A 23,685-nucleotide genomic window follows, 5' to 3' on the forward strand; every position below is an offset into this window, starting at 1 on the left:
GGAGGAGTTGGAGGTGGGGGTGGTGCGGAAGGCACCGCTGCGCCTGATCCGGCACCACCCCCACCTCCAACTCCTCCCCGCAAGGGGGAGGAGAGCCGGTTGGCGTCGAAACTGCCCCTAGGCGGCGCTGCGCGCAAGCACCGGCGCGAGAAGCTTGCGGATCTCAGGGATGCAGGAGCCGCAATTCGTGCCCGCCTTGCAGGCGGCGCCCACCGCCTCGACCGAGCCGGCCCCGGCGGCGATCGCCGCATTGATGACGTCGAGCCCGACGCCGTGGCAGGCGCAGACCACCGGCCCGGCCGAGGCCGTCGCCGCCCGGCCCGAGAGCAGGGCGCGCCGGTCGATGGCCTCGAGGTCGGGGCTGGCGAAGACCGCCTTGGCGAGTTCCCAGTCCGGCCGCCGGTCGCCCGGCGCGACGGCCAGCGCGGCCACGAGCCGGTCGCCGCGATAGACCGCGCAGCGGTAGAGCCCGCGGGCGTGATCGACATATTCGGCCAGTTCGTGGCCGGGGAACATCCCGCGCACGGCGAGCGCCATCTCGCGCGAGCCCTCTTGGGTGGCGAAGAGCAGGCCCGAGCCGCCCTGCACGGTCGCCCGCGCCCACCACCAGCCGGCGGGCGCCGCGTGGGCCTCCCGCGTCAGCAGATAGCCGCGGGAGCGGTAGGCGACGGCCTCGACGGAGGCCGGCGTCGCCTTCAGCTCGGGCTGGCCGGAGACCGGATCGGTGATGCCGCGGGCGAGCGCCGCCGCGCGCCCGTCCGAGGCGGTCATGTCGCTCCAGTGCATCGGCGCGAAGATCGAGCCCGGCAGGACGCCGTCCGTCACGGTCACTTCGAGGATCGCGCTGCCGAGATCGGTCGTGACCCGGGCGAATCCCCCGTCGCTCAGACGGTGGCGGGCCGCGTCGTCGGGATGGATCTCGACGAAGGGGACGGCGCGGTGGGCCGAGAGGCGCTGGCTTTTGCCCGTGCGGGTCATGGTGTGCCAGTGGTCGCGGATGCGGCCGGTGTTGAGCACGAGCGGGCGTTCCGCGGTCACGGGCTGCGCCAGGGCCGGCGGCTGCACCGCGACGAAGCGGGCGCGCTGATCGAAGGTGTAGAAGCGCCCGTCGGCGAAGAGACGGGCGCGGCCCTTCCGCGCGTCGGGCCCGCGCTTCGGCACCGGCCACTGCATCGGCAGGTGGGCGTCGTAGGCGTGCCGGTCGATCTCCGCGAGGCCGCCGAGGTCGAAGTCGCGGGTGCCATCGTTCTCGAAGGCCGAGAGCGCGGCGTGCTCGCGGAAGATCTCGACCGCCGAATTGTAGGCGAAGGCCTCGCCGTGGCCGAGGCGGCGGGCGACGTCGGAGAGGATCGCCCAATCGGCCCGCGCCTGCCCCGGCGCCTTCAGGAAGGCGCGCTGGCGCGAGATGCGCCGCTCGGTGTTCGTCACCGTGCCGTCCTTCTCGCCCCAGGCGAGCGCCGGCAGCAGCACGGTCTTCTTGCCCACGGCGCGGGCGCTGTCGCTGGTCGCGACCGCCTCCGAGACGACGTAGAGGTCGAGCGTCTTGAGGCTCTCGCGGATGCGGTCGGCCCGCGGCATCGACACGACGGGATTGGTGCCGATCACCCAGAGCGCCTTGATCTTCCCCCGCTCGATCGCCTCGAACAGCGCCACCGCCTTCATCCCCTCGCCGGTGATGATGTTCGGCGCCTTCCAGAAGCGCCGCACCCGGTCCACCTCCTCGGGGGCGAAGTGCATGTGGGCGGCGAGCATGTTGGCGAGCCCCCCGACCTCGCGCCCGCCCATGGCGTTGGGCTGGCCGGTGAGCGAGAGCGGCCCCATGCCGGGCCGGCCGATCCGCCCCGTGGCGAGGTGGCAGTTGATGATGGCGTTGCCCTTGTCGGTGCCCTGCGCCGACTGGTTCGCCCCCTGGCTGAAGGCGGTGACGACCCGCTTCGTGCGGGCGAACAGCTCGAAGAAGGCCTGCACGTCGGCCTCCGCGAGACCCGTCGCCCGGGCGGTGGCGGCGGCGTCCGGCGCGATCTGCCGGGCGCGCTCCAGGGCGCCCTCGATGCCGGCGGTGTGCTCCTCGATGAAGCGCCCGTCGAGCTTGGCCTGACCCGCCAGATAGGAGAGCAGGCCGGAGAACAGGGCCGTGTCGGTGCCGGGCTGGAGGCCGAGATGCAGGTCGGCCTCCTCGCCGGTCTGCGTCCGGCGGGGATCGACGGTGACGATCTTCGTGCCGCGGTTTTTGCGGGCATCGACCATGCGGCGGAACAGGATCGGGTGGCACCACGCCGCGTTCGAGCCGACGAGCACGATCAGGTCGGCCTCGTCGAGATCCTCGTAGCAGCCGGGCACCGTGTCGGAGCCGAAGGCGCGGCGGTGGGCGGCCACCGCCGAGGACATGCAGAGCCGCGAATTGGTGTCGACATGCGGCGTGCCGATGAAGCCCTTCGCCAGCTTGTTGGCGACGTAATAATCCTCCGTCAGGATCTGGCCCGAGAGGTAGAAGGCGATCGCGTCCGGCCCGTGCTGCTCGGCGATCCGCCGCAGGCCGCCGGCCACGGTGCCGAGCGCGCCCTCCCAGGACACACTCTGCCCATCGACGGTCGGGGCGAGCAGCCGGTCGCCGAGATCGACCGTCTCGCCGAGCGCCGAGCCCTTGGAGCAGAGGCGCCCGAAATTCGCCGGATGGTCGGGATCGCCCGCGATCGCCACGCCGCCCTGCCCGTCCGGCGTGGCGATCACGCCGCAGCCGACGCCGCAATAGGGGCAGGTCGTCTTCACCGCGGGTGCGGCGAGATCGGGGGCGGGCTGAGACATCACGTATCCTCGGCGGATTTTTTGTGCCGTCGCGCGGACGTTCCACCACCTTTTGCAAAAGTCGGGCCGCCCCCTTCGCGCGGGCGGAGGGGGGCCGAAAGGCCGAGCCGTCTCGGGCGGTTCCGACGGGTTTCGTCCGCTTTCCTCGCCCGCGCGTCCGGCCGCGTGGACATATGCCGGTCCGGCCTCAGATAACGACGGGAGAACGATCAGGGAGACGAGAACCATGAGCGAGCCCGCAAGCCCCTCCGCCGAGCGGGTCGAGCCCGTCACCGCCGAGCAGGCGGACAATGCCGGCACGCCCCTCCGGGTAACCGCGACGCCCGCGGCGCTGGAACTGATCGAGGAACTTAAGGCCGAGCACGGCCCGGTGATGTTCCACCAGTCCGGCGGCTGCTGCGACGGCTCATCGCCGATGTGCTATCCGGTCGGCGACTTGATCGTCGGCGACGGCGACGTGCATCTCGGCCAGGTCGGCGGCGCGGACTTCTTCATCTCGCGCTCGCAATTCGAGGTCTGGAAGCACACCCACATCATCCTCGACGTGGTGCCCGGCCGCGGCGGCATGTTCTCGCTAGAGAACGGCCGCGAGAAGCGCTTCCACATCCGCTCGCGGCTGTTCACCAGTGCCGAGAACGCGGCGCTGTCGGGCGCCTGCCGGCTCTAGCCGGCTCTCCTTCGGGATTCTTTTGGATGTTCAGCAATTCGCTGAATTTCCAGCCACTGTCCTCGATACCCGACCCCGTCATTCCGGGGCTCGCCGCAGGCGAGAACCCGGAATCCACCCGAGATGCCGAAAGTCCTGACGGGCGTGCCCGGTCGTGGATTCCGGGTTCCGCTGCGCGGCCCCGGAATGACGGCGGTGGTGACGAAGTCGGCGGGCGCCCGTTCAGGCGCGTTCGAAACCCAACAGCAGCGTGCCGCAATCGGCGGATTCATGAGCTTCTACAACTGCGAGGCAAGGCGAAAGCAATCCATGGCGCGCCTTGTCCGGAGATGGCGCACGCTGGTTCGCTTCGGCTCCGCCTCGCGACGACGGGATCGGGCGCGGCCCGGGGGCGATCGACCGGAAACCGGACGCGACGCCCTCAGCCGTCGCGGCGCAGGGCGTGGACCGAGAACAGCCCGTCGCGATCGGTCCAGGCCTCGACCGGCGACCAGCCGGCGCGGGCGGCGAGCGCCCGGAAGCCGTCGAGCGTGTACTTGTAGCTGTTCTCGGTGTGGATCGTTTCACCCGCGGCGAAGCTGAAGCCGCGCCCGGCGACGCGCACGGTCTGGGCCCGGCGGCTGACGAGATGCATCTCGATGCGCGAGGCCGCCGCGTTGAAGAAGGCCTGGTGCGCGAAGGTGCTCGGGTCGATCTCGCCGTCGAGTTCGCGGTTGATGCGGGTGATCAGGTTCAGGTTGAACGCCGCCGTGACGCCGGCCGCGTCGTCGTAGGCCGCCTCCAGCACGGCCCGGTCCTTCACGAGGTCCACGCCGAGCACCAGCGTCGCGCCCGCGCCGAGGATGCGCCCGAACACGTCGAGGAGGCGGGCCGCCTCGCAGGGCTCGAAATTGCCGATGGTCGAGCCGGGGAAGAAGCCGGCAAGCGGCCGGCCCTCGAAGCCCTCGGGCAGGGCGAAGGGCCGGGTGAAGTCGGCCACCACCGGCTCGACCGCGAGGTCGGGGAAGTCGCCCCGCAGCGTCTCGGCCTGCTCGCGCAAAAACTCGCCCGAGACATCGACGGGGAGGTAGGCCGAGAGCTCGGGCAGATGGCGCAGGAGGCGCCGCAGCTTGGCCGTCGAGCCGCTTCCGAACTCGACGAGCGCCGCGCCCTTCGGCAGCAGCGCGGCGATCTCGGGGCCGCGCGCGTCGAGGATGCCGAGCTCCGTCCGGGTCGGATAATATTCCGGCAGGGCGGTGATCTGCTCGAACAGGCCGGAGCCGGCGGCGTCGTAGAAGTACTTGGCCGGCAGCGCCTTCGGGCTCGCGCCGAGCCCGTTCCAGACATCGGCCAGGAACAGCCCGTCCTCGGTGATCGGGGCGGCGGGGCTGGTTTCCGTCAGGCGGGGATCGATCGTCAACGGCTTTCTCCGGGACCGCGGGAGGTGGAGGGCGGGATGGGCGATCAACCTCGCGCGTCGGCGAGCCTCAGACCCGTGAATTGCCAGCGCTGGTGCGGGTAGAAGAAGTTGCGGTAGCCGGGGCGCGCATGGCCGTCCGGCGTGGCGACCGAGGAGCCGCGCAGCACGTACTGGCTCGACATGAACTTGCCGTTGTACTCGCCGAGCGCGCCGGCCACCGGCCGGTAGCCCGGATAGGGGCCGTAGGCGCTGCGGGTCCATTGCCAGACGAGGCCGAAGGCGTCGTCGATCAGGCCGTCGCGGGCGGCGACCTCCCACTCGGCCTCCGTCGGCAGGTCGCGCCCCGCCCAGCGGGCATAGGCGTCGGCCTCGAAATAGCTGACATGGGTCACGGGCGCGTCCGCATCGACGGTCCTGCGGCCGGCGAGCGACATCGTCGACCAGCCATCGGATTCGCGCCGCCAGTAGCCCGGCGCCTCCCAGCCGTCGCGCTGCACGCAGAGCCAGCCCTCGTTGAGCCACAGCTCGGGGCGCGCGTAGCCGCCATCGGCCATGAAGGCGAGCCAGTCGCGGTTCGTCACGAGGCCGCGGTCGATGGTGGTGCCGAGCATCAGCACGTCGTGCTCGGGGCTCTCGTTGTCGAAGGCGAAGCCCTGCCCCGCGTGGCCGATCCGGGCGATGCCTCTTTCCAGGGCAGCCTTGCCGGCGTTTGCCTGCGCCGTGGGCATCGACCAGGCGGGATCGTAGACCGGATCGAGCGGGTTCTGCGCGAAGGCGTGCAGGAGGTCCGTGAACATCAGCTCCTGATGCTGCTGCTCGTGGTAGAGCCCGATCTCCAGGATCGGCAGCGCCCGCTCCAGCGCCGCGTCGGAGGTCTCGCGCAGCCACACCGTCACCGCACGGTCGACATGGGCGCGATAGGCGGCGGTCTCCGCCGTGGTCGGCCGGGTGATCATCCCGCGCATGAAGCGCGGCTGCCGGGGCCCGGCCTGCACGTAGTAGGAATTGAACAGGTAGTGCAGGCGCTCGTCGTAGATGGCGTAGCCCGGCAGGTGCTCGCGCAGCAGGAACTGCTCGAAGAACCACGTCGTGTGCGCCCGGTGCCACTTGGTCGGGCTTGCATCCTCCATCGACTGGATCTGCTGATCCTCCGGCGAGAGCGGGGCGGCGCGCCGCTCGGTCTCGTCGCGGACGGTGCGGAAGGCCGCGATCCAGGCGTCGCGGTCGATCGGGCGTGCGTCGAGCGGGGGCGGCGGGAAGGCCGCGCGGCTCTCAGGATGGGTGAGATGGGCTGCGCCGGCTGCCATGGTTGGAATCTCTTCCTCCGTTGCGCGCCGGAAATAGACGCCGATTGCCCTATGACAACGTCCGAACCCGCCAAGCTGTTCGTCGCACCCCCTGTCGCACCTCCCGCCACTCTCCCGTGGCACCGGTGCCAAGCGCGGCCTTTTTGCAGCCGCAGTGAGGTGTCCTTAACCGTCGCCGCCGGACACTCGCCGCCCCAAGGTTTCATGGATGCGCGAGCCCGGGCGGCGGTCATGCGGATCGATCTGATGGCAGGGGCGACCCTTTCGGCGGCATTGCCGGTGCAGAACGCGCAGCCGGTCATCCTCGTCTTCGATTCCGGCCTCGGCGGCCTCACCGTGCTGGAGCAGGTGCGCCGCGCCCGGCCGGACGCGGCCTATGTCTACGCGGCGGACGACGCGGCCTTCCCCTACGGTGCGCTGAGCGAGGAGCGACTGGTGGCGCGGGTGATCGCGGTGATGGAGCGGCTGTTGGCGCGCCACGCCCCCGACCTCGTGGTGATCGCCTGCAACACCGCCTCGACCCTGGTGCTGCCGGCCCTGCGCCAGCGCTTCGTCACGCCCTTCGTCGGCGTCGTGCCGCCGATCAAGCCGGCCGCCGCGCTCACCCGCACGCGGGTCATCTCCCTGCTCGCGACCCCCGGCACCGTGGCGCGGGCCTATACCCATGATCTCGTCGCGAATTTCGCGAGCGATTGCGCGGTAACCCTTGTGGGTTCCAAGAACCTCGCGGGCTATGCCGAGGCCGAGATGGCCGGCGCGCCGGTATCGGACGCGGCGATCCTGGCCGAGATCGAGCCCTGCTTCGTCGAGCGCGAGGACGGCCGGCGGACCGACGTCGTGTGCCTCTCCTGCACCCACTACCCGCTGCTGCTGCCCCGCTTCGAGCGTCTCGCCCCCTGGGCGGTCACCTGGATCGACCCGGCCCCGGCCATCGCCCGCCGGGTGATCCAGCTTCTCGGCGAGGGATCGGCGCAGGCCTCCGATGCGCCGCCCGCCCGCGCCGTGTTCACCGGCGGAAGCGGGCTCACCCCGGCGCTCGGCCGGTCGCTGGAGCGGCGGGGTTTGTACGAGACGATGATCGAGGCGATGCCGCTGGCGGTGAACTGAGGCGAGCCGTCACCGCCTCTCCCGCGGCGCCAGTTCCTCCGGCACCAGCGTCGCCGCATCCTGCCGCGCCACGATCTCGGCGAGGCCGACCGGCGCGAAATCCCAGGCATCCACGCCGACGTCGCAGGAGCGGGTGGTGTCGGGCAGCGTCGCATGGGTGTGGCCGTAGAGGTGCCGGGTCTCGCGCCAGAGGCCCGGCCAGGCGCGGTGGGCGTAGTGCGCGAGGAACAGCCGCCACGTCCGCCCCGCTTCGTCCGGCACCGAGATCCGGGCGCTCTCCAGCGGCGGCTCGGCCCAGGGGAGATCGAGCACGCGGTTGCTGTCGTGGTTGCCCCTCACCAGCCGCTTGACCCCGTTCAGCTGCGCGAAGACGGCGGCGCAGTGCTCGCGGCTGGCATGGGCCGCGAAGTCGCCGAGATGCCAGACCTCGTCCGCCGCGCCGACGCGCGCGTTCCAGCGGGCGATCAGCGCCGCGTCATGCGCCTCCACCGAGGCGAAGCCCCGCCGTCGGCGCTCGATTAGGTGCGCGTCGCCGAAATGCGTGTCGGCGATGAAGAAGGTAGCCATGCGTTCTTCACGATGCTGTGGAACAAGGCCGCGATCCAGGGGGCGGATCGCCCCGGTCGTCCGCCGACCCGCGCCGGCCCATTTGCCGGTCCTCGCCCGCTCTCAACACGCCGCGGGCCGCTTTGACTCCGCCACCGACCGTGACAGAAGGTACAGGCATGCCCATCGACCAGCCGAGCGCGCGTGATGGGTTCCGCGATCTCGGCGGACGGTTCGGAGGCAGCAACATTTTTCCGAGGACTCCCGGCGCAGTGTCACCCGGATTGCTCGGTGCCCCTGCGCAAACGTGCTAGCGCGGCCGTCATGCCGGTCTGGACGAAAATCCTCGTTGTCGCCGCCCTTGCCGTGATCCTTTCGGCCTGGGGATGGATGCTGGATTTGAGCCTCTCCGCCGCCCATGCATGGCTCCTCGAACAGATCGGTCACACGGGGATGCGGCTCCTGATCGGAGCCATGGTGTTCGCGGGCGCCTGGGCGCTCTGGAAGGAGACGGAGGATCGATGAGCCGTCCTCTCGCCGTCGCGCTCCTGGCGCTCGCTCTCTATCTCGGCGTGGTGGACTGCGTTCTGAAACTGGGTTTCTCGGCGGTGCATGCCTGGCTGATCGACCTGGTCGGCCGGACCGGCCTGTGGGTCGTCATCGCCGCCACCCTGTTCGGCGGCGGCTGGCTCGTCTGGAACGAGCAGGAGGACGGCTGACCGCGGGGCGGATGCGGCCGCCCCTCCGCTCAGAACCGGTCGATCAGAGCCGCGCCCCAGATCAGGGCGGCGATGAGCTGCGTCATGAACGCACCCGCCGAGGCGAGATCCTTCACGATGCCGATCCGGTCGTGCCGGCCTGGATGGAGGTGGTCGCACAGCTTCTCGATGGCGGTGTTGAGGAGTTCCGCCCCAAGCATCAGCAGCAGGCTCGCGACGAGCGCCACCCGGACCCACAGGCTGCCGCCCAGCACGAGCGCCACGGGCAGCCCGAGCGCCAGCAGGACGAGTTCGAGCCGGATCGCCCGCTCCGTGCGCCCGCCATGGACGAGGCCGCGCCAGGAGTTCAGGAAGGCGAGGTAGAGCGCGATCACGGCGTCTCCCCCGGGGCGGCGCGCGCGATCCACTTGGCGAGGATCGGGCCGGTCGCCAGCACGACGAACAGGCGCAGCGTCTGCACCGCGAGCACGAAGGACACGTCGGCCCGCGAGCCCAGGGCGATGATCGCCACCGAGTCGAGCCCGCCGGGACTGGTGGCCAGGAAGGCGGTGAGGAAATCGATCGGCAGCCAGTGGGTCAGGGCCCAGGCCCAGAGCCCGCAAAGCCCGATGATCGCGCCGGTGGCCGTCAGCACGCCCGGCAGGGCGTGGAGCGTCGCGTCCAGGGTCCGCCGGTTGAAGCGCAGGCCGACATACCAGCCGATCGCCGCGTAGGCGGCGTCGAGCGCCGGTCCGGGCAGGGCGATGTCGAGCAGGCCGGTGGCGTGAAGGATCGCGCCGAGCCCCATCGGCCCAACCAGGGGGGCGGAGGGCAGTCGCAGCAGGCTCGCGAGGCCGTACCCGACGGCCGCGACGGCGATCGTGGCCGCGAGGCCGGGCCAGGTCCAGGACTCCTCCGGGCTGCCCGCGCCGGCCGGGCCGGCGGCGTCGGCGAGCAGGCGCGCGACGAGCGAGGCCGAGAGCACCACGGCGGCGACGCGCACGTATTGCATGAACGCCACCAAGCGCGGGTCCGCGCCGTAATCCTCGGCCATCGCCACCATGGCCGCGGCGCCGCCCGGCGAGGAGCCCCAGGCCGCGGTCGTGCCGGGCAGGACCCGCAGCCGCGTCAGGGCGAGCCCGGTCAGCGCGCCGGCCGCCACGGTCACGCCGACCACCGCGAGGATGATGAACCCGTCCTCGTGCAGGGTCGCTGCGATCTCGGTGGTGGCGGAGCGGGCGACGAGGCAGCCGATCACCGCCTGGGCGGCCAGGAACAGCGGCCGGCTCAGCGACAGCCCGGCCCCGCGCACGCCGAAGATGATCGCGGCCAGCATCGGCCCGAGGAGAAGGGCGGCGGGGAAATGCGCGCGGCTCAGGCCGTAGGCGAGAGCGGCCGAGACGGCGACGAGCGCCGTCCAGCGCAGGAGGATGCGGGTCTCGGGCACGGGCCTGGGTGCAGGAAGGGGCGGGAACGGCGCGGGAAAGGCGCGGGATGCGATCCGCGCGCGGCCCGCGCTACACGCTCTCGCCCGAACTGTCACGGCGAGGCCGCGACGCGGCCGCCGGCCCGCTCGTCCCGACGGTCACGCGCGAAACCCCTCGTCGTCGCGGCAGGCGGCCGTGCCCGCCGGGGCGTGCGCCCGGAAGAAGGCGGCGAGATGCGCGAGGCCGGCCGCCCGCGGATCGCTGGAGCGCCAGGCGAGCGCCACGGTGCGGCCGGGTCCCTCCCCCTCGAAATGGCGCATGACGGTCAGGCCGCTCGGATCGGGTCCCGCGGGAACGGCGAGGGCCGGGATGAGGGTGTAGCCGGCGCCCGCCGCCACCATCGAGCGCAGGGTTTCCAGACTGGTCGCGTGGCGGCCGGCGCCCCTCAGGGTGCCGCAGGCGGCGATCGTCTGGTCGCGCAGGCAATTGCCCTCATCGAGCAGCAGCAGGTCCGGCCCGCTCAGGTTTTCCGCCCGCGGCGCCGCCCCCTGGGCGAAGGCGTGGTCCGCCGGGCAGGCGAGCCGGAACGGCTCCACGAAGAGCGGCGAGACGGTGAGCCCGGAAGCCGCCACCGGCAGCGAGACCAGGGCCGCGTCGATGCGCCCGTCGCGCAATCCGTCGAGGATCTCGGCGGTGCGCGCCTCGCTGAGCGCCAGCGTCAGCAGGGGGAATTCCTGGCGCAGCAGGCGCAGCACGAGGGGGAAATAGTAGGGGCCCAGCGTCTGGATCGCGGCCAGCACGAGCCTGCCGGTGAGCGGCGAGCCGCGCCCTTCGACGGCGAGCGCCAGCAGGCGCTGCGCCTCGCCGAGCACCACGCGGGCCTGCCGGACGATGCCCTGCCCGGCCACGGTCAACAACACGCGACGGTTGGATCGCTCGAACAAGGTCAGCCCGAGCGCGTTCTCCAATTTACGAACCTGCACGGAGAGCGTCGGCTGGCTCACGTTGCAGCGCTCGGCGGCCCGGCCGAAATGCCCCTCGTCGGCGACGGCCACGACATATTCGAGATCGCGCAGGGACAGGCCGGAGAGGTTCATAGGCTGCATCTATCACAACGTTTGTGACGATGCATTTGCCAATGGGTCATGCCTGGGTCATACCGTCGAAACAGAATGGTTCCAGGCTGTGCGCCCGCCCCGAGCGATCCACCCTGAAGCCCCTGCCTCCCAAGGAGAGAGTGACGCATGAGCGAGAACCGTCCGATTCTGACGACCCGCCAGGGCCATCCGGTCCGGGACAACCAGAGCCTGCGCACGGTCGGCGAGCGCGGACCGGCGACGCTCGAGAACTACCAGTTCATCGAGAAGATCACCCACTTCGACCGCGAGCGCATCCCCGAGCGCGTCGTGCACGCCCGCGGCGCCGGCGCCCACGGCTGGTTCGAGGCCTACGGCAAGATCGGCGACGAGCCGGCCTCCAAGTACACCCGCGCCCGCGTGCTCAACGAGACCGGCGTGAAGACGCCGATGTTCGTGCGCTTCTCGACGGTCGCCGGCGCCAAGGAGAGCCCGGAGACCGAGCGCGACCCGCGCGGCTTCGCCGTCAAGTTCAAGACCGTCGAGGGCAACTGGGACCTCGTGGGCAACAACCTCAAGGTCTTCTTCATCCGCGACGCGATCAAGTTCCCCGACATGATCCACGCGTTCAAGCCGGACCCGGTGACGAACCGCCAGGAGGCGTGGCGCTTCTTCGACTTCGTGTCGCAGCACCCCGAGTCGATCCACATGGTGACGTGGCTGAAGTCGCCCTGGGGCATCCCGGCCAACTACCGCGAGATGGAAGGTTCGGGCGTCAACACCTACAAGCTGGTCAACGACCAGGGCGAGGCGGTGCTCTGCAAGTTCCACTGGCAGCCCAAGCAGGGCGTGCGGAACCTGACCTCGCAGCAGGCGTCGGAAATCCAGGCCAAGGATGTCGGCCACGCCACGCGTGACCTCTACGACAACATCCAGGCCGGCAATTTCCCCGAGTGGGAGTTCTGCGTGCAGATCATGCCCGACGGCCCGAACGACCATCTCTCGTTCGATCCGCTGGACGACACGAAGCGCTGGCCCGAGGATCAGTTCCCGCTGCTGCCGGTCGGCCGCATGGTGCTCGACCGCGTGCCGGACAACTTCTTCGCTGAGGTCGAACAGTCGGCCTTCGGCACCGGCGTGCTGGTGGACGGCATCGACTTCTCGGACGACAAGATGCTGCAGGGCCGGACTCTGTCCTACTCCGACACGCAGCGCTACCGCGTCGGCGCGAACTACCTCCAGCTGCCGATCAACGCGCCGCAGCCCGGCGTGAAGGTCTACTCGAACCAGCGCGACGGCGCGATGACCTACGGCGTCGACGGGACGGGCCCGAACCGGCACATCAACTACGAGCCCTCGACGCTCGGCGAGGGCCTCGCCGAGGCGCCGAAGCGCAAGGAGTACCACCAGCCGGTCGAGGGCAACCTCGGTCGCTACCAGACCTCGCGCACCGAGGACGACTACGCCCAGGCGGGCCACCGCTACCGGACTTTCGAGGACTGGGAGCGCGAGGACCTGATCGCCAACCTCGTGGCCGACATGAAGCAGTGCCCGGAGCCTATCCAGCTGCGGATGGTCTGGCACTTCTGGCACGCCGACGAGGATTACGGCCGCCGCGTCGCCGAGGGCGCCGGGATCGACCTGGAGAAGGCCAAGGCCCTGCCGCCGCTGCCGGGCCGCGCCGCCCCGCACAAGCGCCTGACGCCCGAGACCTACACCGAGGGCGGCAACGCCCCGCACAAGGTCGCCGCCGAGTAAGGCGGACGGCCCGCTGACGGAAAAAACCCCGCCCGACCGTCAGGTCGGGCGGGGTTTTTGCTTTGGAGGAAGCGCCGCTTGCGGCGCCTCCCTCCCCAGCCTTACGGGCAGGAGCGGCGCACGCCGCGCTTGGCGATGTAGGTCTGGGTCTGCGGGTCGTAGGTCTTGAAACGGCGAGCGCACTCGGCCACCGCGTCGTCGTCGCCGCCGGGCGCGACACCCGTCGTGACCGTCTCGGTGCCGTAGTAGCCGGCCGGCGCGTAGTAGCCGTCGTCGTAGCCATACCCGTAGCCGTAGCCCGGATAGCCGTAGGCGCCGTAGAGACCACCGGCGGCGAGGCCGAGGCCGACGCCGAGACCCAGGCCGCCGTAGCCGTAGCCGCGGCGATAGTAGCCGGCGTTCCTCCAGCGGTTGCCGCCGTACCAGCCGCGGTTGCCGAAGCCGGGCCGCACGCCGGCGATCCCGCCGCCATAGCCCGGGCGAACGCCGCCGCCGAAGCCGGGACGGCCGGCGAAGCCGCCACCGCCGATGCCGGGCCGGCCCGCGAACCCGCCGCCGCCGATGCCGCCACGGCCGGCGAAGCCGCCGCCGCGGAAGCCCGGATTGCCGAACCCGGTCACGCCGCCCGCTCCGAGGGCGCTGCGGAAATTGCCGCCGCCGAGGCCGCCGGAGCCGCCGACGCCGATCGGCCGCGCGTCGGCGCCGGCCGGGAGGTAGGCCAGCGCACCCACGAGGGCGGCAGAGGCCACGATTATCCGCTTCATCGTCATTCCCTTGCAGTTCGAGAGAATGGCCCGCACCGGTCTCCACCGGCAGAATGGCCCGTTATTCTCCGAACGCCGGAAGATGACAGTCGATCCCGAGGCCGCGATTGACCGAATGTCGCGCGCTCGTCTCGGATCGTCTTCGCGTGACGATCGCGCGTGCAAACGGCCCCGCGGCGCGGATGTCGGCTACGCGCGGCGGCGCCGGGCCGCGAGCGCGACGAGGAGGCTGAGGATCAGCCCCAAGGCGAACGGCCCGTCGCCGAAGGCGGCGTAGAGAGTGCGGCCGGGGAGCCGGACGGGAAGGTCCGCGTCGAGCACGCCCTCGCTCCCGAGGGGAAGGCTCGCGACGACCCGGCCATGGCCGTCGACCACCGCCGAGATGCCGGAATTGGCGTCGCGGACCAGCGGCAGCCCCTCCTCCACCGCCCGCAGCCGGGCCTGGGCGAGGTGCTGGCGCGGTCCCGGCGTGTCGCCGAACCACGTGTCGTTGGTGAGGTTGAGGATCAGGCCCGGCACGGCCGGCGCACCCTCGGCCGGATCGGGGGGCAGGATCGCGCCGGGGAAGATCGCCTCGTAGCAGATCGTGGCGGCGACCGGCGGCAGGCCCGGCACGTTGAGGATGCGCTGACCCGCGCGGTCGCCCGCGGTGAAGCCGCCGGGGACGGAGATGAACTGGCGCAGACCCGCCGACCGCAGCAGCGCATCGAGGGGACCCGGCAGGTACTCGCCGAAGGGGACGAGGTGGACCTTGTCGTAGATGTCGCCGAACCGCCCGCCCGCCCCGATCGTCAGGATCGAGTTGAAGAACACGGCGTTCTCGCGGGTCAGCCGCTCGCCGTTGGGCAGTTCGCGCACCCGCGCGGCGCCGGTGATGAGCTGCTTGCCCTCGGGGAGCGCGGCGCCGATCCGCGCGAGCGCCTCCGGATCGCGCTGAATCAGGAAGGGAAAGGCCGATTCCGGCCAGATCAGGTGGGTGACGTCGGCGATGCCGGTCCGGTCGGGCGAGAGCGCGCGGTCGCTGAGTTCGAGATACTTGTCGACGATCCGCTCGCGGTTGGCGGAGCCGAATTTGTCGTCCTGCGGGATGTTGGGCTGGATCAGCCGCAGGCGCACGCCGGCCACCGTGGGATCCGGCGCGGCGGGCACGCGCCACGCCCCGTAGGCGGCCAGCCCCGCGAGGGCGACGAGCGCCGCCAGCGTCGGCCCGAACCGGCCCCGCGGCGTCGCGCCGGTGGCGAGCGTCGCGGGGGCGGCGGCGATGAGCACGGCGAGCAGGGTCAGGCCGTAGAGGCCGACGAGCGAGGCCGCCTGCATGGTCCAGAGGTTTCCCCCCAGCGCCATGCCGAGGGTGTTCCACGGGAATCCCGTCAGCACGTGCCCGCGCAGCCACTCGGCGGCGGCGAGCCCGAAGGCGAGCGCCGCGATGCGGCCCGCCCCCCGCGACCAGACGAGGCGGGCGGCGGCGAAACCCGCGGCGGAGAACAGGGCGAGCAAAGCCGGCAGGCCGAGCACGCCGAGGGGGAGCGCCCAGGCGAACTGGTCCGCCTCCACGAGGAAGGCGGTGCCGAGCCACCACAGGCCGGCGGTGAAGTAGCCGAAGCCCCAGGCCCAGCCGATCCCGGCGCAGGCCCGGACCGTGCGCCGGCCCGAGCCGCCGATCGCCGCGCCGTCGATCAGCCAGACGGCGACCGAGAGCGAGACGACGAGCGCCGGGAACAGCCCGTAGGGCGGCATGGCGAGCGCGCCGCAGGCGCCGGCCGCAGCGGCGATGGCCCACCGCGTCCAGCCATGGCTCAGGATGATACGGTGGGCGATGGCCTCGAGGGGGCCGATCCGCCCCGCGGCCGGGCGCATCCCGGCGCCGGGCGCGCGGCCGAGCGGAGCGGTCATGCCTTGTCGCCTCGTCCCTTACCGGCCGGATTCGGCGACCTGGGCTCTGTCCGCTTCGGCCGCCTCCGTCCCGGTGGCGTCGATCTCGGGCGCGTGCGGCGCCGGGCGCGGCGGCGGCAGGGCGAGCGGCACCACGGTGCCGATCTTGGCCGGCGCGCGCTGGAGCTTGATCCGCTTCACCCGCCGGGGATCGGCGTCGAGCACCTCGAACTCGATGTCGTCGGGACCGGGGATCCGCTCGCCGCGCACCGGCACCCGGCCGGCGAGCGTCACGATCAGGCCGCCGATCGTGTCGATCTCCGCCGCGAGGTCCCCGACCGCGGTGACGAGATCGAGGCCGGTGGCCTCCGACACCTCGGCGAGGCCGGCGCGGGCGTCGGCGATGTAGGCCTCCGTCTCGCCCTCCATGCGGTTGACGAGCTGGCCCTCGGCCACGTCGTGCTCGTCCTCGATGTCGCCGACCACCATCTCGATCAGATCCTCGATCGAGATCAGGCCGTCGGTGCCGCCGTACTCGTCGATGACGAGGGCCATGTGGGTGCGCGTCGCCTGCATCCGCACCAGCAGGTCGATGGCCGGCATGGAGGGGGGCACGAACAGCACCGGCCGCTGGATGCGGATCGAGGCGAGGGTCGCCGTGAGATCGACCTTGCCGAGATCGAGGCTGCGCAGGGCGCCGCGGGCGGAGGCGGTCCGGCGCGGGCGCGGCGTGGGCTTGGCCTCGGAATCCTCGGTCACGGCCTGGGGCACCGGGCGGCGCGGCGCGGCTTCGGCGCGGGTGGCGAGGTATTCCACGAAGTCGCGGATGTGGACCATGCCGCGGGGGTCGTCGAGGGTCTCGCCGTAGACCGGCAGGCGCGAGTGTCCGGCGGTGCGGAACAGCTTCAGCAGGTCGCCGAGGCTGGTGTCGCTGGACACCGCCACGATGTCGGCGCGGGGCAGCATCACGTCGTCGACCCGCACCTTGTGCAGGCCGAGCACGTTCTTGAGCATGGCCCGCTCAAGCGGAGAGAAGGCGTCCTCGCCCGTGTCGGGCTCGGCCAGGGCCTCCTCGATATCGGTGCGCAGGGACTCGCGCGGACGCAGGTGGAAGACGTTCAGCAGACGATCGTACCACGCCTCGCGTGGGGGCGGTTCGGCGTCCGCGGCTGGCGCGGCCAGGGCCGCGCCGCGACTTCGGTCGTTGGTCATGGGTCTCTAGGTTGGATGCGGCGGGAGTGCCGGTTGTCAGTCGTCGTAAGGATTCGGGATGCCGAGAGTCCGGAGCGCGGCGACCTCGAGCGCCTCCATGGCGTCGGCCTCTGCCTCGCCGGTCTCATGGTCCTGTCCGAGAAGGTGAAGGGTGCCATGGACGAGGAGGTGGGCGAAATGGTGCTCGAACGGCTTCGACTGCTCCGCACTCTCGCGCACGAGCGTGTCATACGCAAGAACCACGTCGCCGAGCGGCCGCGCCATGCCGGGCTGCAGCGGCCCTCCCGCGGCCGGAAACGACAGCACGTTGGTGGGCTTATCCTTGTTCCGCCATGTCCGGTTGAGGGTCTGGACGGTGGCGTCGTCCGCCAGCAGGACGCTCACCTCGACCGGACCGGAGGCCGAATCGGGCAGAATGGCCAATCCGGCCTCGACGGCCCGCAGCGCGAACGCCTCCAGATCGGGGACCGCCTGCTCCCAGCGCGGATCCTCGACGGCGATGTCGATCTCGTTGTCGCTCATGTCGGTCGCGCGAGGGGTCAGGCCAGCGGCCGGCGCCGCGGGTTCGGGTTGCGGTCGGCCTCGGCCTCGCCGTGGGCGGCGGCCTCGTAGGCGGTGACGATGCGGCGCACGAGGTCGTGGCGCACCACGTCCACATCGCGGAAGCGCACCCGGCCGATGCCCTCGACGCCGTCGAGCACGTTGACCGCCTCGACGAGACCCGACTTCTGGCCCGGCGGCAGGTCGATCTGGCTCGGATCGCCGGTGATGATCATGCGCGAATTCTCGCCCAGTCGCGTCAGGAACATCTTCATCTGCATCGAGGTGGTGTTCTGCGCCTCGTCGAGCAGGACCACGGCGTTGGTCAGCGTGCGCCCGCGCATGAAGGCGAGCGGCGCGATCTCGATGATGCCGGTCTGCAGGCCGCGGTCGACGTGGCGGGCCTCCATGAAGTCGTAGAGCGCATCGTAGATCGGGCGCAGGTACGGATCGACCTTCTCGCGCATGTCGCCGGGCAGGAAGCCGAGCCGCTCGCCGGCCTCGACGGCGGGCCGCGACAGGATCAGGCGCTCGGCGTGGCCCTGCTCCAGCAGCGAGACGGCGTGGCCGACGGCGAGCCAGGTCTTGCCGGTGCCGGCGGGGCCTTCGGCGAAGACGAGTTCGTTGGCCCGCAGGAGCTTGATGTAGTCGCTCTGCGCCGCGTTGCGGGCGCGCACGGCGCCGCGCTTGCGGGTCGCGATCTGCTCGAACTGCTCGCGGCCGTTGTCGGCCGTGATCTCGGCGGAGGGGAACAGGTTGCCCTGGACGGTCACCTCCTGGATCACCCCGTCCACGTCGCCGAGCGTCAGGGTGGTGCCGCCCTTCTGCACGCGGGCGTAGAGCCGCTCGAACACGCGCCGGGCCTTCTCGGCGGCCTCGGGCGTGCCCTTGACCACGAGGTGGTTGCCGAGCGCGGTGCCGGTGATGCCGAGCCGCCGCTCGATATGGGCGACGTTCTGGTCGTACTGGCCGAAGACGAGGCTCGCGAGCCGGTTGTCGTCGAAGGTCAGCGAGACTTCGACCGTTTCGGAGAGGCCCGGACGCCCCGGGGATGGTCGGTTGTTGCGGCCGGCGGGGCCACGGGCGGACGCAACGTCAATCGGCACGCGAGAGATCCGGCATGATGGGATGCCTCATATAGGTCACGCGGCGGCGGCCGCACCCTCCAGCGCCTCGCCGAACAGGCTGTTGGAGCCCGCCCGCGTGATCCGCACCGGGACCAGGGTGCCGATGGTCGAGGGCGGCGCGTCGAACTGCACCGCCTGGAGGTGCGGCGTCTTGCCCGCGACCTGTCCCGGATGGCGGCCGGTCTTCTCGACCAGGATTTCGGCGACCGTGCCGACCGCGGCCGCGTTGAAGGCGTGGCGCTGCGCGTCGAGGAGCTGCTGCAGGGCGGCCAGACGCTCGGTCTTCACCGCTTCGGGAACCGCGTCCGCGCGCTCCGCCGCCGGGGTGCCGGCCCGCGGGCTGTACTTGAACGAGAAGGCCGCCGCGAAGCCGATATCGGCGACGAGCCGCATCGTCTCGGCGAAATCGGCGTCGGTCTCGCCGGGGAAGCCGACGATGAAGTCCGAGGACAGGGCGATGTCGGGCCGCGCATTGCGGATGCGCTCGATCAGCCGGCGGTAGGCGTCGCCGGTGTGGCGCCGGTTCATTGCGTGGAGGATGCGGTCCGAGCCCGATTGCACCGGCAGGTGCAGGTAGGGCATTACCAGCGGGTTCCTTTCGTGCGCGACGATGAGGTCGTCCGCGAAGTCGTTGGGGTGGCTCGTCGTGTAGCGCAGGCGCAGGAGCCCCGGAACCGAGGCCAGCGCCTCCATGAGCTGCCCCAGCGTCGAGGCCGCCCCGTCCGGCCCGTCGCCGTGATAGGCGTTGACGTTCTGGCCGATCAGCGTGATCTCGCGCACCCCGCCCTCGACGAGGCGGCGCGCCTCCTCGACCACCGCCGCGACCGAGCGCGAGACCTCCGCGCCGCGGGTATAGGGCACGACGCAGAAGGCGCAGAACTTGTCGCAGCCTTCCTGCACCGTGAGGAAGCCGGTGACGCCGCGGTTGCGCCGGGCGGGCAGGTGATCGAATTTGTCCTCGACCGGAAACTCGGTGTCGACGACGCGGCTCTCCCGTGACTGGCGCAGGAGATCCGGCAGGCGGTGATAGCTCTGCGGGCCGACGACGACGTCGACCGCCGGGGCGCGCGAGAGAATCTCGCGCCCTTCCGCCTGCGCGACGCAGCCCGCGACCACGATGCAGGTGTCCTGCCCGCCCTCGGCGCGCTCGCCCTTCAGCACGCGCAGGCGTCCGAGCTCCGAATAGACCTTCTCCGCGGCCTTCTCGCGGATGTGACAGGTGTTGAGGACGACGACGTCGGCCTCCTCGACCGAGTCCGTCGCGCTGTAGCCCTCGGCCGCCAGCACGTCGGCCATGCGGCCGGCGTCGTAGGCGTTCATCTGGCAGCCGTAGGACTTGACGTAGGCTTTCTTCAAGATCGGGAACCCTGCCGCCGACGGGCGGCGAATTTCGGGGGACTTTCTGCTCGACAGGCCCTCTATCACGGTTCGCGCGCCGACACGATTCTCTTGCGCACCCCCTCGCCCACCCGAAGAGTCCCGCCCGTGAACCCTGCCGACGACCTCGCCTTCTTCGCCCTGCTGACCGGCAGCTTCCTGCGCCTCGTCGGCCGCCCGCTGCTGCCGGAGCCGGATCTCGGGCCGGATTGGCTCTACGGGCAGGCGCCCTTCGCCGTGCTCGCCCACGACACCGGCGCCGACCCGCTCTTCGTCTACGCCAACCGGGCGGCGCAGCGGGCGTTCGGCTACACTCTCGAGGAGTTCGTCGGCATGCCTTCGCGGCTCTCGGCGGAGGCGCCGGAGCGGGCCGAGCGGCAGCGCCTGCTCGACGCGGTCGCCCGCGACGGATTCGTCTCGGGCTATGCCGGCATCCGGGTCGCCAAGGACGGGCGGCGTTTTGCCGTCGCCGAGGGGATCGTCTGGCAGCTGATCGACGGGGGCGGGATCGTCCGCGGGCAGGCGGCGACCTTTCCGCTGCCGGCTTGAGCGCTCACACCGCGGCGATGCCCGGCGCCGAGACGTCGGCGCCCTCCCCGGCCGCCTCCGGCAGAGCCGGCACCGGACGGACGCCGGGCCCGCCGAGGCGGATCTCGCGCAGGCCCCGGCGCACCGCCGCCTCGGCCTGGGCGGTGGCGAGCTTGCGGTCGGTGGCGGCATCGAAGGCGATCGGTGCGCCCCAATCCACGTGGACGTCGATCGGGCCGCGCTCGGCGAACAGGGCGAGATGGGGAGCGAGCTCCATGTCGCCGTACCACGCGATCTCCGGCCGCTCGGCGCGGGTCACGGGCAAGCCGTTGCGGCGCGGATAGGCCAGGGCGAGCGGCTGGAGCCGGATCCGGGCGAGGCCGCCGGCTTCGGCGGAGAGCGCGGCACGCGCCGCGCCGACCAGGGAGGAGCGGAACGGCAGCAGCCGCAACCCGTCGCCGGTGGTGCCTTCGGCGAACAGCACGATCAGGTCGCCGTTCACGAGGCGCTCGCCGACCGTGGCGTTGACGCTGGCGGTCGCCGCGCGCTTGGCCCGCTCGATGAAGACCGTGCGCTGGAGCTTGGCCAGCGGGCCGATCAGTGGCCAGCCCTCGATCTCCGACTTCGCCACGAAGGAGAGCGGGCGCAGCGAGCCGAGGGCGACGATGTCGAGCCAGGAGACGTGGTTGGCGAGCACCAGGGCCGGCTCGCCCGGTGGCGGCGGCGTGCCCGTCTGCGTCACCCGCACCGAGAACAGGCGCAGGAACAGGCGGTGGAACAGCACCGGGATATGCGCGGCGAGCCGCCCGCGGCCGAAGCGCAGGCTGAGCCAGTGCGGCCCGATCACGATCAGGAAGGCCAGGGCCTGGACGAGCAGGCGGAGGCCGATGCCGGCCCGCGTCATCGGGCGGCTGCGCTCGCGCGAGGCCTCACGACAGCGACGCGCTCATGGTCAGCGCGGTCGCCCGGCTGCCGTCGGGCAGCGGGTAATAGCCCTTGCGCTCGCCGACCTTGAGGAAGCCGTGGCGGGCGTAGAGCTTCAGGGCCGGCGTGTTGCCCTCGTCCACTTCGAGATGGACCGTGCGGATGCCGGCGAAGGCGAGCGCCGTCAGGTGCTCGCTCAAGAGCCGTCGGCTGTGGCCGCCGCCGCGGGCGGAGGGCGCCAGCACGATGGTGAGGATCTCCGCCTCGTCCACGGCCTTGCGCGACAGCACGAAGCCCAGCAGCGCGTTGCCGCGGCGCAGGGCGTGCGCCTCGATCGAGCGCTCGCACAGCATCCGCTCGAATTCGTGGGCGGCCCAGGGACGGGCGAAGGCGGTGGCGTGCAGCTTCTCCAGGTCGCCCGCCTGGCCGGCATCCCGCAGGGGCGCGACGTAGGGCACGGAGCCCCAGGTGTCCCACCACGCGGACCACCAGTCGAGGGGCCAGAACGGGGAGACGGTGCGCGTCATGCCCTTGCGAGCCTCGCATGATCCTGCGGCTGGGCGTCCGGCCCGCGCAGGTAGAGGGGGCGCGGCAGCGCCTGATCCGGGTCGGCCACGAGCCCGAGCGAGGCGACCCAGGCGATCTGCGGCGCCCCCGTCTCGGCGACCTCGACGGTGAGCCCGGCCGCGCCCGCCGCCGCGGCGAGGGCGGGCGCGCCGGATCCGGTGAGGATCGCCCGTCGTCCGCCGAGCAGGCTCACCGCCTCCCCAACGGCGACATGCCGCGGCGGGATCACCGTGCCCTCCGTCACGCTCATGGCCTGGAGATAGACGGCGCCGTGGCGGGCATCGATCGCGGCGACCACCGTATCCTCGCCGTTGAGGGCGAGCTGGGGCGCGAGCAGGGCGGACAGGGTCGTCACGCCGACGACGGGAATGCCCGCCGCGAGCCCGATGGCCCGGGCGGCGGAGAGGCCGACGCGCAGGCCCGTGTAGCTGCCCGGCCCGACCGTGACCGCGACCCGGTCGAGTCCCTCGAACCCGCCCTCGACCCGGGCCGTGACCCGCTCGATCAGCGGCAGCAGCGCCTCGGCATGGCCGCGCACGAGCGGCATCGACTCCTCGGCGAGCAGGTCGTCGCTGTCGTCGGTGGCCACGCAGGCGGCACAGGCTTCGAGCGCCGTATCGATGGCAAGGATCCGCAACCGTTCAATCCATCCGGCGGCGGGCCACAGGCGCCCGCCATCGGGTTCAGTTTACGACGAAACGATCGCCCCCGTCAGGGCACCGGGGGCCGGCCTCCCCAAGGAAGCGCGCCGGTGTTGCACCGGTGCCCGCCGTGAGGAGGAGACGGATCAGATCGCCTGGACTTCCCGCACGGAGGGGAGGAAGTGCCGGAACAGGTTCTGCACGCCCTGGCGCAGGGTCGCGGTGGAGGACGGGCAGCCGGAGCAGGCGCCCTTCATCTCGAGATAGACGATGCCGTCGCGGTAGCCGCGGAAGGTGATGTCGCCGCCGTCGCCCGCCACCGCCGGGCGCACGCGGGTCTCGAGCAGGTCCTTGATGGTGGCCACCGTGTCGTGGTCGCCCTCGTCGTAGAACTCCTCCGTCTCGTCCTCCGCGAGCGCCGTGCCCTCGGCGAGGACCGGGCGGCCGGACTGGAAGTGATCCATGATCGCGCCGAGCACGGCGGGCTTCACCTGCGGCCACTCGTTCACGCCGTCGGCCTTGGTGACCGAGATGAAGTCGTGCCCGAAATAGACGCCGGAGACGCCCGGCACCGCGAACAGGGCGGTGGCGAGCGGCGAGCGCTCGGCGCCCGCGGCGTCGCGGGCCTCGAAGGTTCCCTCGGGCAGCACGACGCGTCCGGGCAGGAACTTGAGCGTGGCGGGGTTCGGCGTGGCTTCGGTCTGGATGAACATGAGAAGATTCCTCGGGTCCGCTGGCGCCGGTTCAAGGCCGGCCGGGAGCGGCGCCGGGATCCGCCGGCGCCGCTTTCCATGTGGACCGGGAGAGGCGGATTCTCAACCGGTGACGTGTCTTGTTGCGCGGCGGCATCCGGTGTAGGAAGCCCGTTCATCACGCACATCGTTCGTATCCGCGCCTGAGGAAGGAGCCGCCTCGCATGGCTCGCGTCACCGTCGAAGACTGCATCGAGAAGGTCGAGAACCGCTTCGAGCTGGTCCTGCTCGCCAGCCACCGCGCGCGCCTGCTCGCCGCCGGGGCCCCTCTGACCGTCGAGCGCGACCGCGACAAGAACCCGGTCGTGGCCCTGCGCGAGATCGGCGACGAGACCATCACGGCCGAGGATCTGAAAGAACAGCTCATCCACTCGATGCAGAAATACGTCGAGGTGGACGAGCCGGAGGCCGAGACCGTGCCGCTCCTGTCGAGCTCGCCCGCCGCCGCGGCGGTCGCGCCCCAGTCGTCCTCCGACGACAAGGACGTGCAGTTCGACCGCATGAGCGAGGAAGATCTTCTGCGCGGCCTCGAGAACCTCGCGCCGCCGACCGAGACCGACGACGAGGGCGAGTAAGCGCCTCCTCGCGCAT

General features: G+C 71.6%; 24 protein-coding genes. 7 read left to right on the forward strand and 17 right to left on the reverse strand.

Annotation, left to right across the window (positions count from 1 at the left end):
- Positions 1 to 117: 117 nt before the first annotated feature.
- Positions 118 to 2,805 (reverse strand): molybdopterin-dependent oxidoreductase, encoded by a 2,688-nt coding sequence (locus ABS772_RS04045; RefSeq protein WP_350392356.1) that lies wholly within the window; start codon positions 2,803 to 2,805, stop codon positions 118 to 120.
- A gap of 226 nt (positions 2,806 to 3,031) precedes the next feature.
- Here ABS772_RS04045 and ABS772_RS04050 point away from each other — a divergent pair, with 226 nt between their 5' ends.
- Complete coding sequence (locus ABS772_RS04050; protein WP_350392358.1) at positions 3,032 to 3,472, forward strand: DUF779 domain-containing protein; 441 nt, start codon at positions 3,032 to 3,034, stop codon at positions 3,470 to 3,472.
- Positions 3,473 to 3,893: 421 nt separating this feature from the next.
- Here ABS772_RS04050 and egtD read toward each other — a convergent pair whose 3' ends face one another.
- On the reverse strand, positions 3,894 to 4,871 hold the full coding sequence (gene egtD, locus ABS772_RS04055; RefSeq protein WP_350392360.1) for an L-histidine N(alpha)-methyltransferase: 978 nt from the start codon (positions 4,869 to 4,871) through the stop codon (positions 3,894 to 3,896).
- Positions 4,872 to 4,915: 44 nt separating this feature from the next.
- Positions 4,916 to 6,178 carry an ergothioneine biosynthesis protein EgtB gene (gene egtB, locus ABS772_RS04060; protein WP_350392362.1) on the reverse strand — a complete coding sequence of 421 codons (1,263 nt, stop codon included), beginning with the start codon at positions 6,176 to 6,178 and terminating at the stop codon, positions 4,916 to 4,918.
- Between the two features lie 231 nt (positions 6,179 to 6,409).
- Between egtB and murI the strand changes: the two genes are divergently transcribed.
- Complete coding sequence (murI, locus tag ABS772_RS04065; protein ID WP_350392363.1) at positions 6,410 to 7,285, forward strand: glutamate racemase; 876 nt, start codon at positions 6,410 to 6,412, stop codon at positions 7,283 to 7,285.
- Between the two features lie 9 nt (positions 7,286 to 7,294).
- On the opposite strand, the gene ABS772_RS04070 is transcribed toward murI, so the two are convergent.
- Positions 7,295 to 7,852, reverse strand: coding sequence for a metallophosphoesterase family protein (locus tag ABS772_RS04070; RefSeq protein WP_350392365.1), 558 nt, complete (start codon positions 7,850 to 7,852; stop codon positions 7,295 to 7,297).
- A 186-nt stretch (positions 7,853 to 8,038) separates the two neighbouring features.
- Between ABS772_RS04070 and ABS772_RS04075 the strand changes: the two genes are divergently transcribed.
- Both ABS772_RS04075 and ABS772_RS04080 read left to right on the forward strand, forming a co-directional pair.
- Positions 8,039 to 8,356 (forward strand): hypothetical protein, encoded by a 318-nt coding sequence (locus tag ABS772_RS04075; protein WP_350392367.1) that lies wholly within the window; start codon positions 8,039 to 8,041, stop codon positions 8,354 to 8,356.
- A complete protein-coding gene (locus ABS772_RS04080; RefSeq protein WP_350392369.1) occupies positions 8,353 to 8,550 on the forward strand; it encodes a hypothetical protein in 198 nt (65 codons plus the stop codon). The genes ABS772_RS04075 and ABS772_RS04080 overlap by 4 nt, the downstream gene beginning before the upstream one ends.
- Before the next feature lie 29 nt (positions 8,551 to 8,579).
- On the opposite strand, the gene ABS772_RS04085 is transcribed toward ABS772_RS04080, so the two are convergent.
- The 3 genes from ABS772_RS04085 to ABS772_RS04095 form a co-directional block, all read right to left on the reverse strand.
- Positions 8,580 to 8,924, reverse strand: a complete 345-nt coding sequence (locus tag ABS772_RS04085; protein ID WP_350392371.1) for a diacylglycerol kinase — start codon at positions 8,922 to 8,924, stop codon at positions 8,580 to 8,582.
- Positions 8,921 to 9,976, reverse strand: a complete 1,056-nt coding sequence (locus tag ABS772_RS04090) for an AbrB family transcriptional regulator (RefSeq protein WP_350392373.1) — start codon at positions 9,974 to 9,976, stop codon at positions 8,921 to 8,923. Before ABS772_RS04090 ends, ABS772_RS04085 begins: the two co-directional genes overlap by 4 nt.
- Before the next feature lie 138 nt (positions 9,977 to 10,114).
- Positions 10,115 to 11,053: a LysR substrate-binding domain-containing protein gene (locus ABS772_RS04095; protein ID WP_350392538.1), complete on the reverse strand. Its 939-nt coding sequence runs from the start codon at positions 11,051 to 11,053 to the stop codon at positions 10,115 to 10,117.
- 147 nt (positions 11,054 to 11,200) lie between these two features.
- Between ABS772_RS04095 and ABS772_RS04100 the strand changes: the two genes are divergently transcribed.
- Positions 11,201 to 12,790: a catalase gene (locus ABS772_RS04100; RefSeq protein ID WP_350392375.1), complete on the forward strand. Its 1,590-nt coding sequence runs from the start codon at positions 11,201 to 11,203 to the stop codon at positions 12,788 to 12,790.
- A 101-nt stretch (positions 12,791 to 12,891) separates the two neighbouring features.
- Here ABS772_RS04100 and ABS772_RS04105 read toward each other — a convergent pair whose 3' ends face one another.
- The 6 genes from ABS772_RS04105 to miaB all read right to left on the reverse strand — a co-directional run bounded on the left by ABS772_RS04105 (position 12,892) and on the right by miaB (position 19,661).
- Positions 12,892 to 13,554, reverse strand: a complete 663-nt coding sequence (locus ABS772_RS04105) for a BA14K family protein (RefSeq protein WP_350392377.1) — start codon at positions 13,552 to 13,554, stop codon at positions 12,892 to 12,894.
- Between the two features lie 189 nt (positions 13,555 to 13,743).
- Positions 13,744 to 15,447 (reverse strand): apolipoprotein N-acyltransferase, encoded by a 1,704-nt coding sequence (lnt, locus tag ABS772_RS04110; protein WP_350392379.1) that lies wholly within the window; start codon positions 15,445 to 15,447, stop codon positions 13,744 to 13,746.
- An 18-nt stretch (positions 15,448 to 15,465) separates the two neighbouring features.
- Positions 15,466 to 16,638 carry a hemolysin family protein gene (locus ABS772_RS04115; RefSeq protein ID WP_350392381.1) on the reverse strand — a complete coding sequence of 391 codons (1,173 nt, stop codon included), beginning with the start codon at positions 16,636 to 16,638 and terminating at the stop codon, positions 15,466 to 15,468.
- Positions 16,639 to 16,674: 36 nt separating this feature from the next.
- Positions 16,675 to 17,160, reverse strand: coding sequence for an rRNA maturation RNase YbeY (gene ybeY, locus ABS772_RS04120; protein WP_350392383.1), 486 nt, complete (start codon positions 17,158 to 17,160; stop codon positions 16,675 to 16,677).
- 17 nt (positions 17,161 to 17,177) lie between these two features.
- Positions 17,178 to 18,284: a PhoH family protein gene (locus ABS772_RS04125; protein ID WP_350392385.1), complete on the reverse strand. Its 1,107-nt coding sequence runs from the start codon at positions 18,282 to 18,284 to the stop codon at positions 17,178 to 17,180.
- Between the two features lie 36 nt (positions 18,285 to 18,320).
- A complete protein-coding gene (miaB, locus tag ABS772_RS04130; RefSeq protein WP_350392387.1) occupies positions 18,321 to 19,661 on the reverse strand; it encodes a tRNA (N6-isopentenyl adenosine(37)-C2)-methylthiotransferase MiaB in 1,341 nt (446 codons plus the stop codon).
- A 129-nt stretch (positions 19,662 to 19,790) separates the two neighbouring features.
- On the opposite strand from miaB, the gene ABS772_RS04135 reads away from it, so the two are divergent.
- The gene (locus ABS772_RS04135; protein WP_350392389.1) at positions 19,791 to 20,231 is read left to right on the forward strand and encodes an MEKHLA domain-containing protein; all 441 of its coding nucleotides are present in this window, start codon (positions 19,791 to 19,793) and stop codon (positions 20,229 to 20,231) included.
- Between the two features lie 4 nt (positions 20,232 to 20,235).
- On the opposite strand, the gene ABS772_RS04140 is transcribed toward ABS772_RS04135, so the two are convergent.
- The 4 genes from ABS772_RS04140 to ABS772_RS04155 form a co-directional block, all read right to left on the reverse strand.
- Positions 20,236 to 21,114: a lysophospholipid acyltransferase family protein gene (locus ABS772_RS04140; RefSeq protein ID WP_238254214.1), complete on the reverse strand. Its 879-nt coding sequence runs from the start codon at positions 21,112 to 21,114 to the stop codon at positions 20,236 to 20,238.
- Between the two features lie 25 nt (positions 21,115 to 21,139).
- A complete protein-coding gene (locus tag ABS772_RS04145; protein ID WP_350392391.1) occupies positions 21,140 to 21,661 on the reverse strand; it encodes a GNAT family N-acetyltransferase in 522 nt (173 codons plus the stop codon).
- A complete protein-coding gene (gene tsaB, locus ABS772_RS04150) occupies positions 21,658 to 22,338 on the reverse strand; it encodes a tRNA (adenosine(37)-N6)-threonylcarbamoyltransferase complex dimerization subunit type 1 TsaB (RefSeq protein ID WP_350392393.1) in 681 nt (226 codons plus the stop codon). The genes ABS772_RS04145 and tsaB overlap by 4 nt, the downstream gene beginning before the upstream one ends.
- Positions 22,339 to 22,488: 150 nt before the next feature.
- Positions 22,489 to 23,055, reverse strand: coding sequence for a NifU family protein (locus tag ABS772_RS04155; RefSeq protein ID WP_238254235.1), 567 nt, complete (start codon positions 23,053 to 23,055; stop codon positions 22,489 to 22,491).
- A gap of 203 nt (positions 23,056 to 23,258) precedes the next feature.
- Between ABS772_RS04155 and rpoZ the strand changes: the two genes are divergently transcribed.
- Complete coding sequence (gene rpoZ / locus ABS772_RS04160) at positions 23,259 to 23,669, forward strand: DNA-directed RNA polymerase subunit omega (protein ID WP_012455261.1); 411 nt, start codon at positions 23,259 to 23,261, stop codon at positions 23,667 to 23,669.
- Positions 23,670 to 23,685 lie beyond the last annotated feature (16 nt).

Origin of the sequence: Methylorubrum podarium (assembly GCF_040270385.1) — a bacterium.
Taxonomy (GTDB): domain Bacteria; phylum Pseudomonadota; class Alphaproteobacteria; order Rhizobiales; family Beijerinckiaceae; genus Methylobacterium; species Methylobacterium podarium.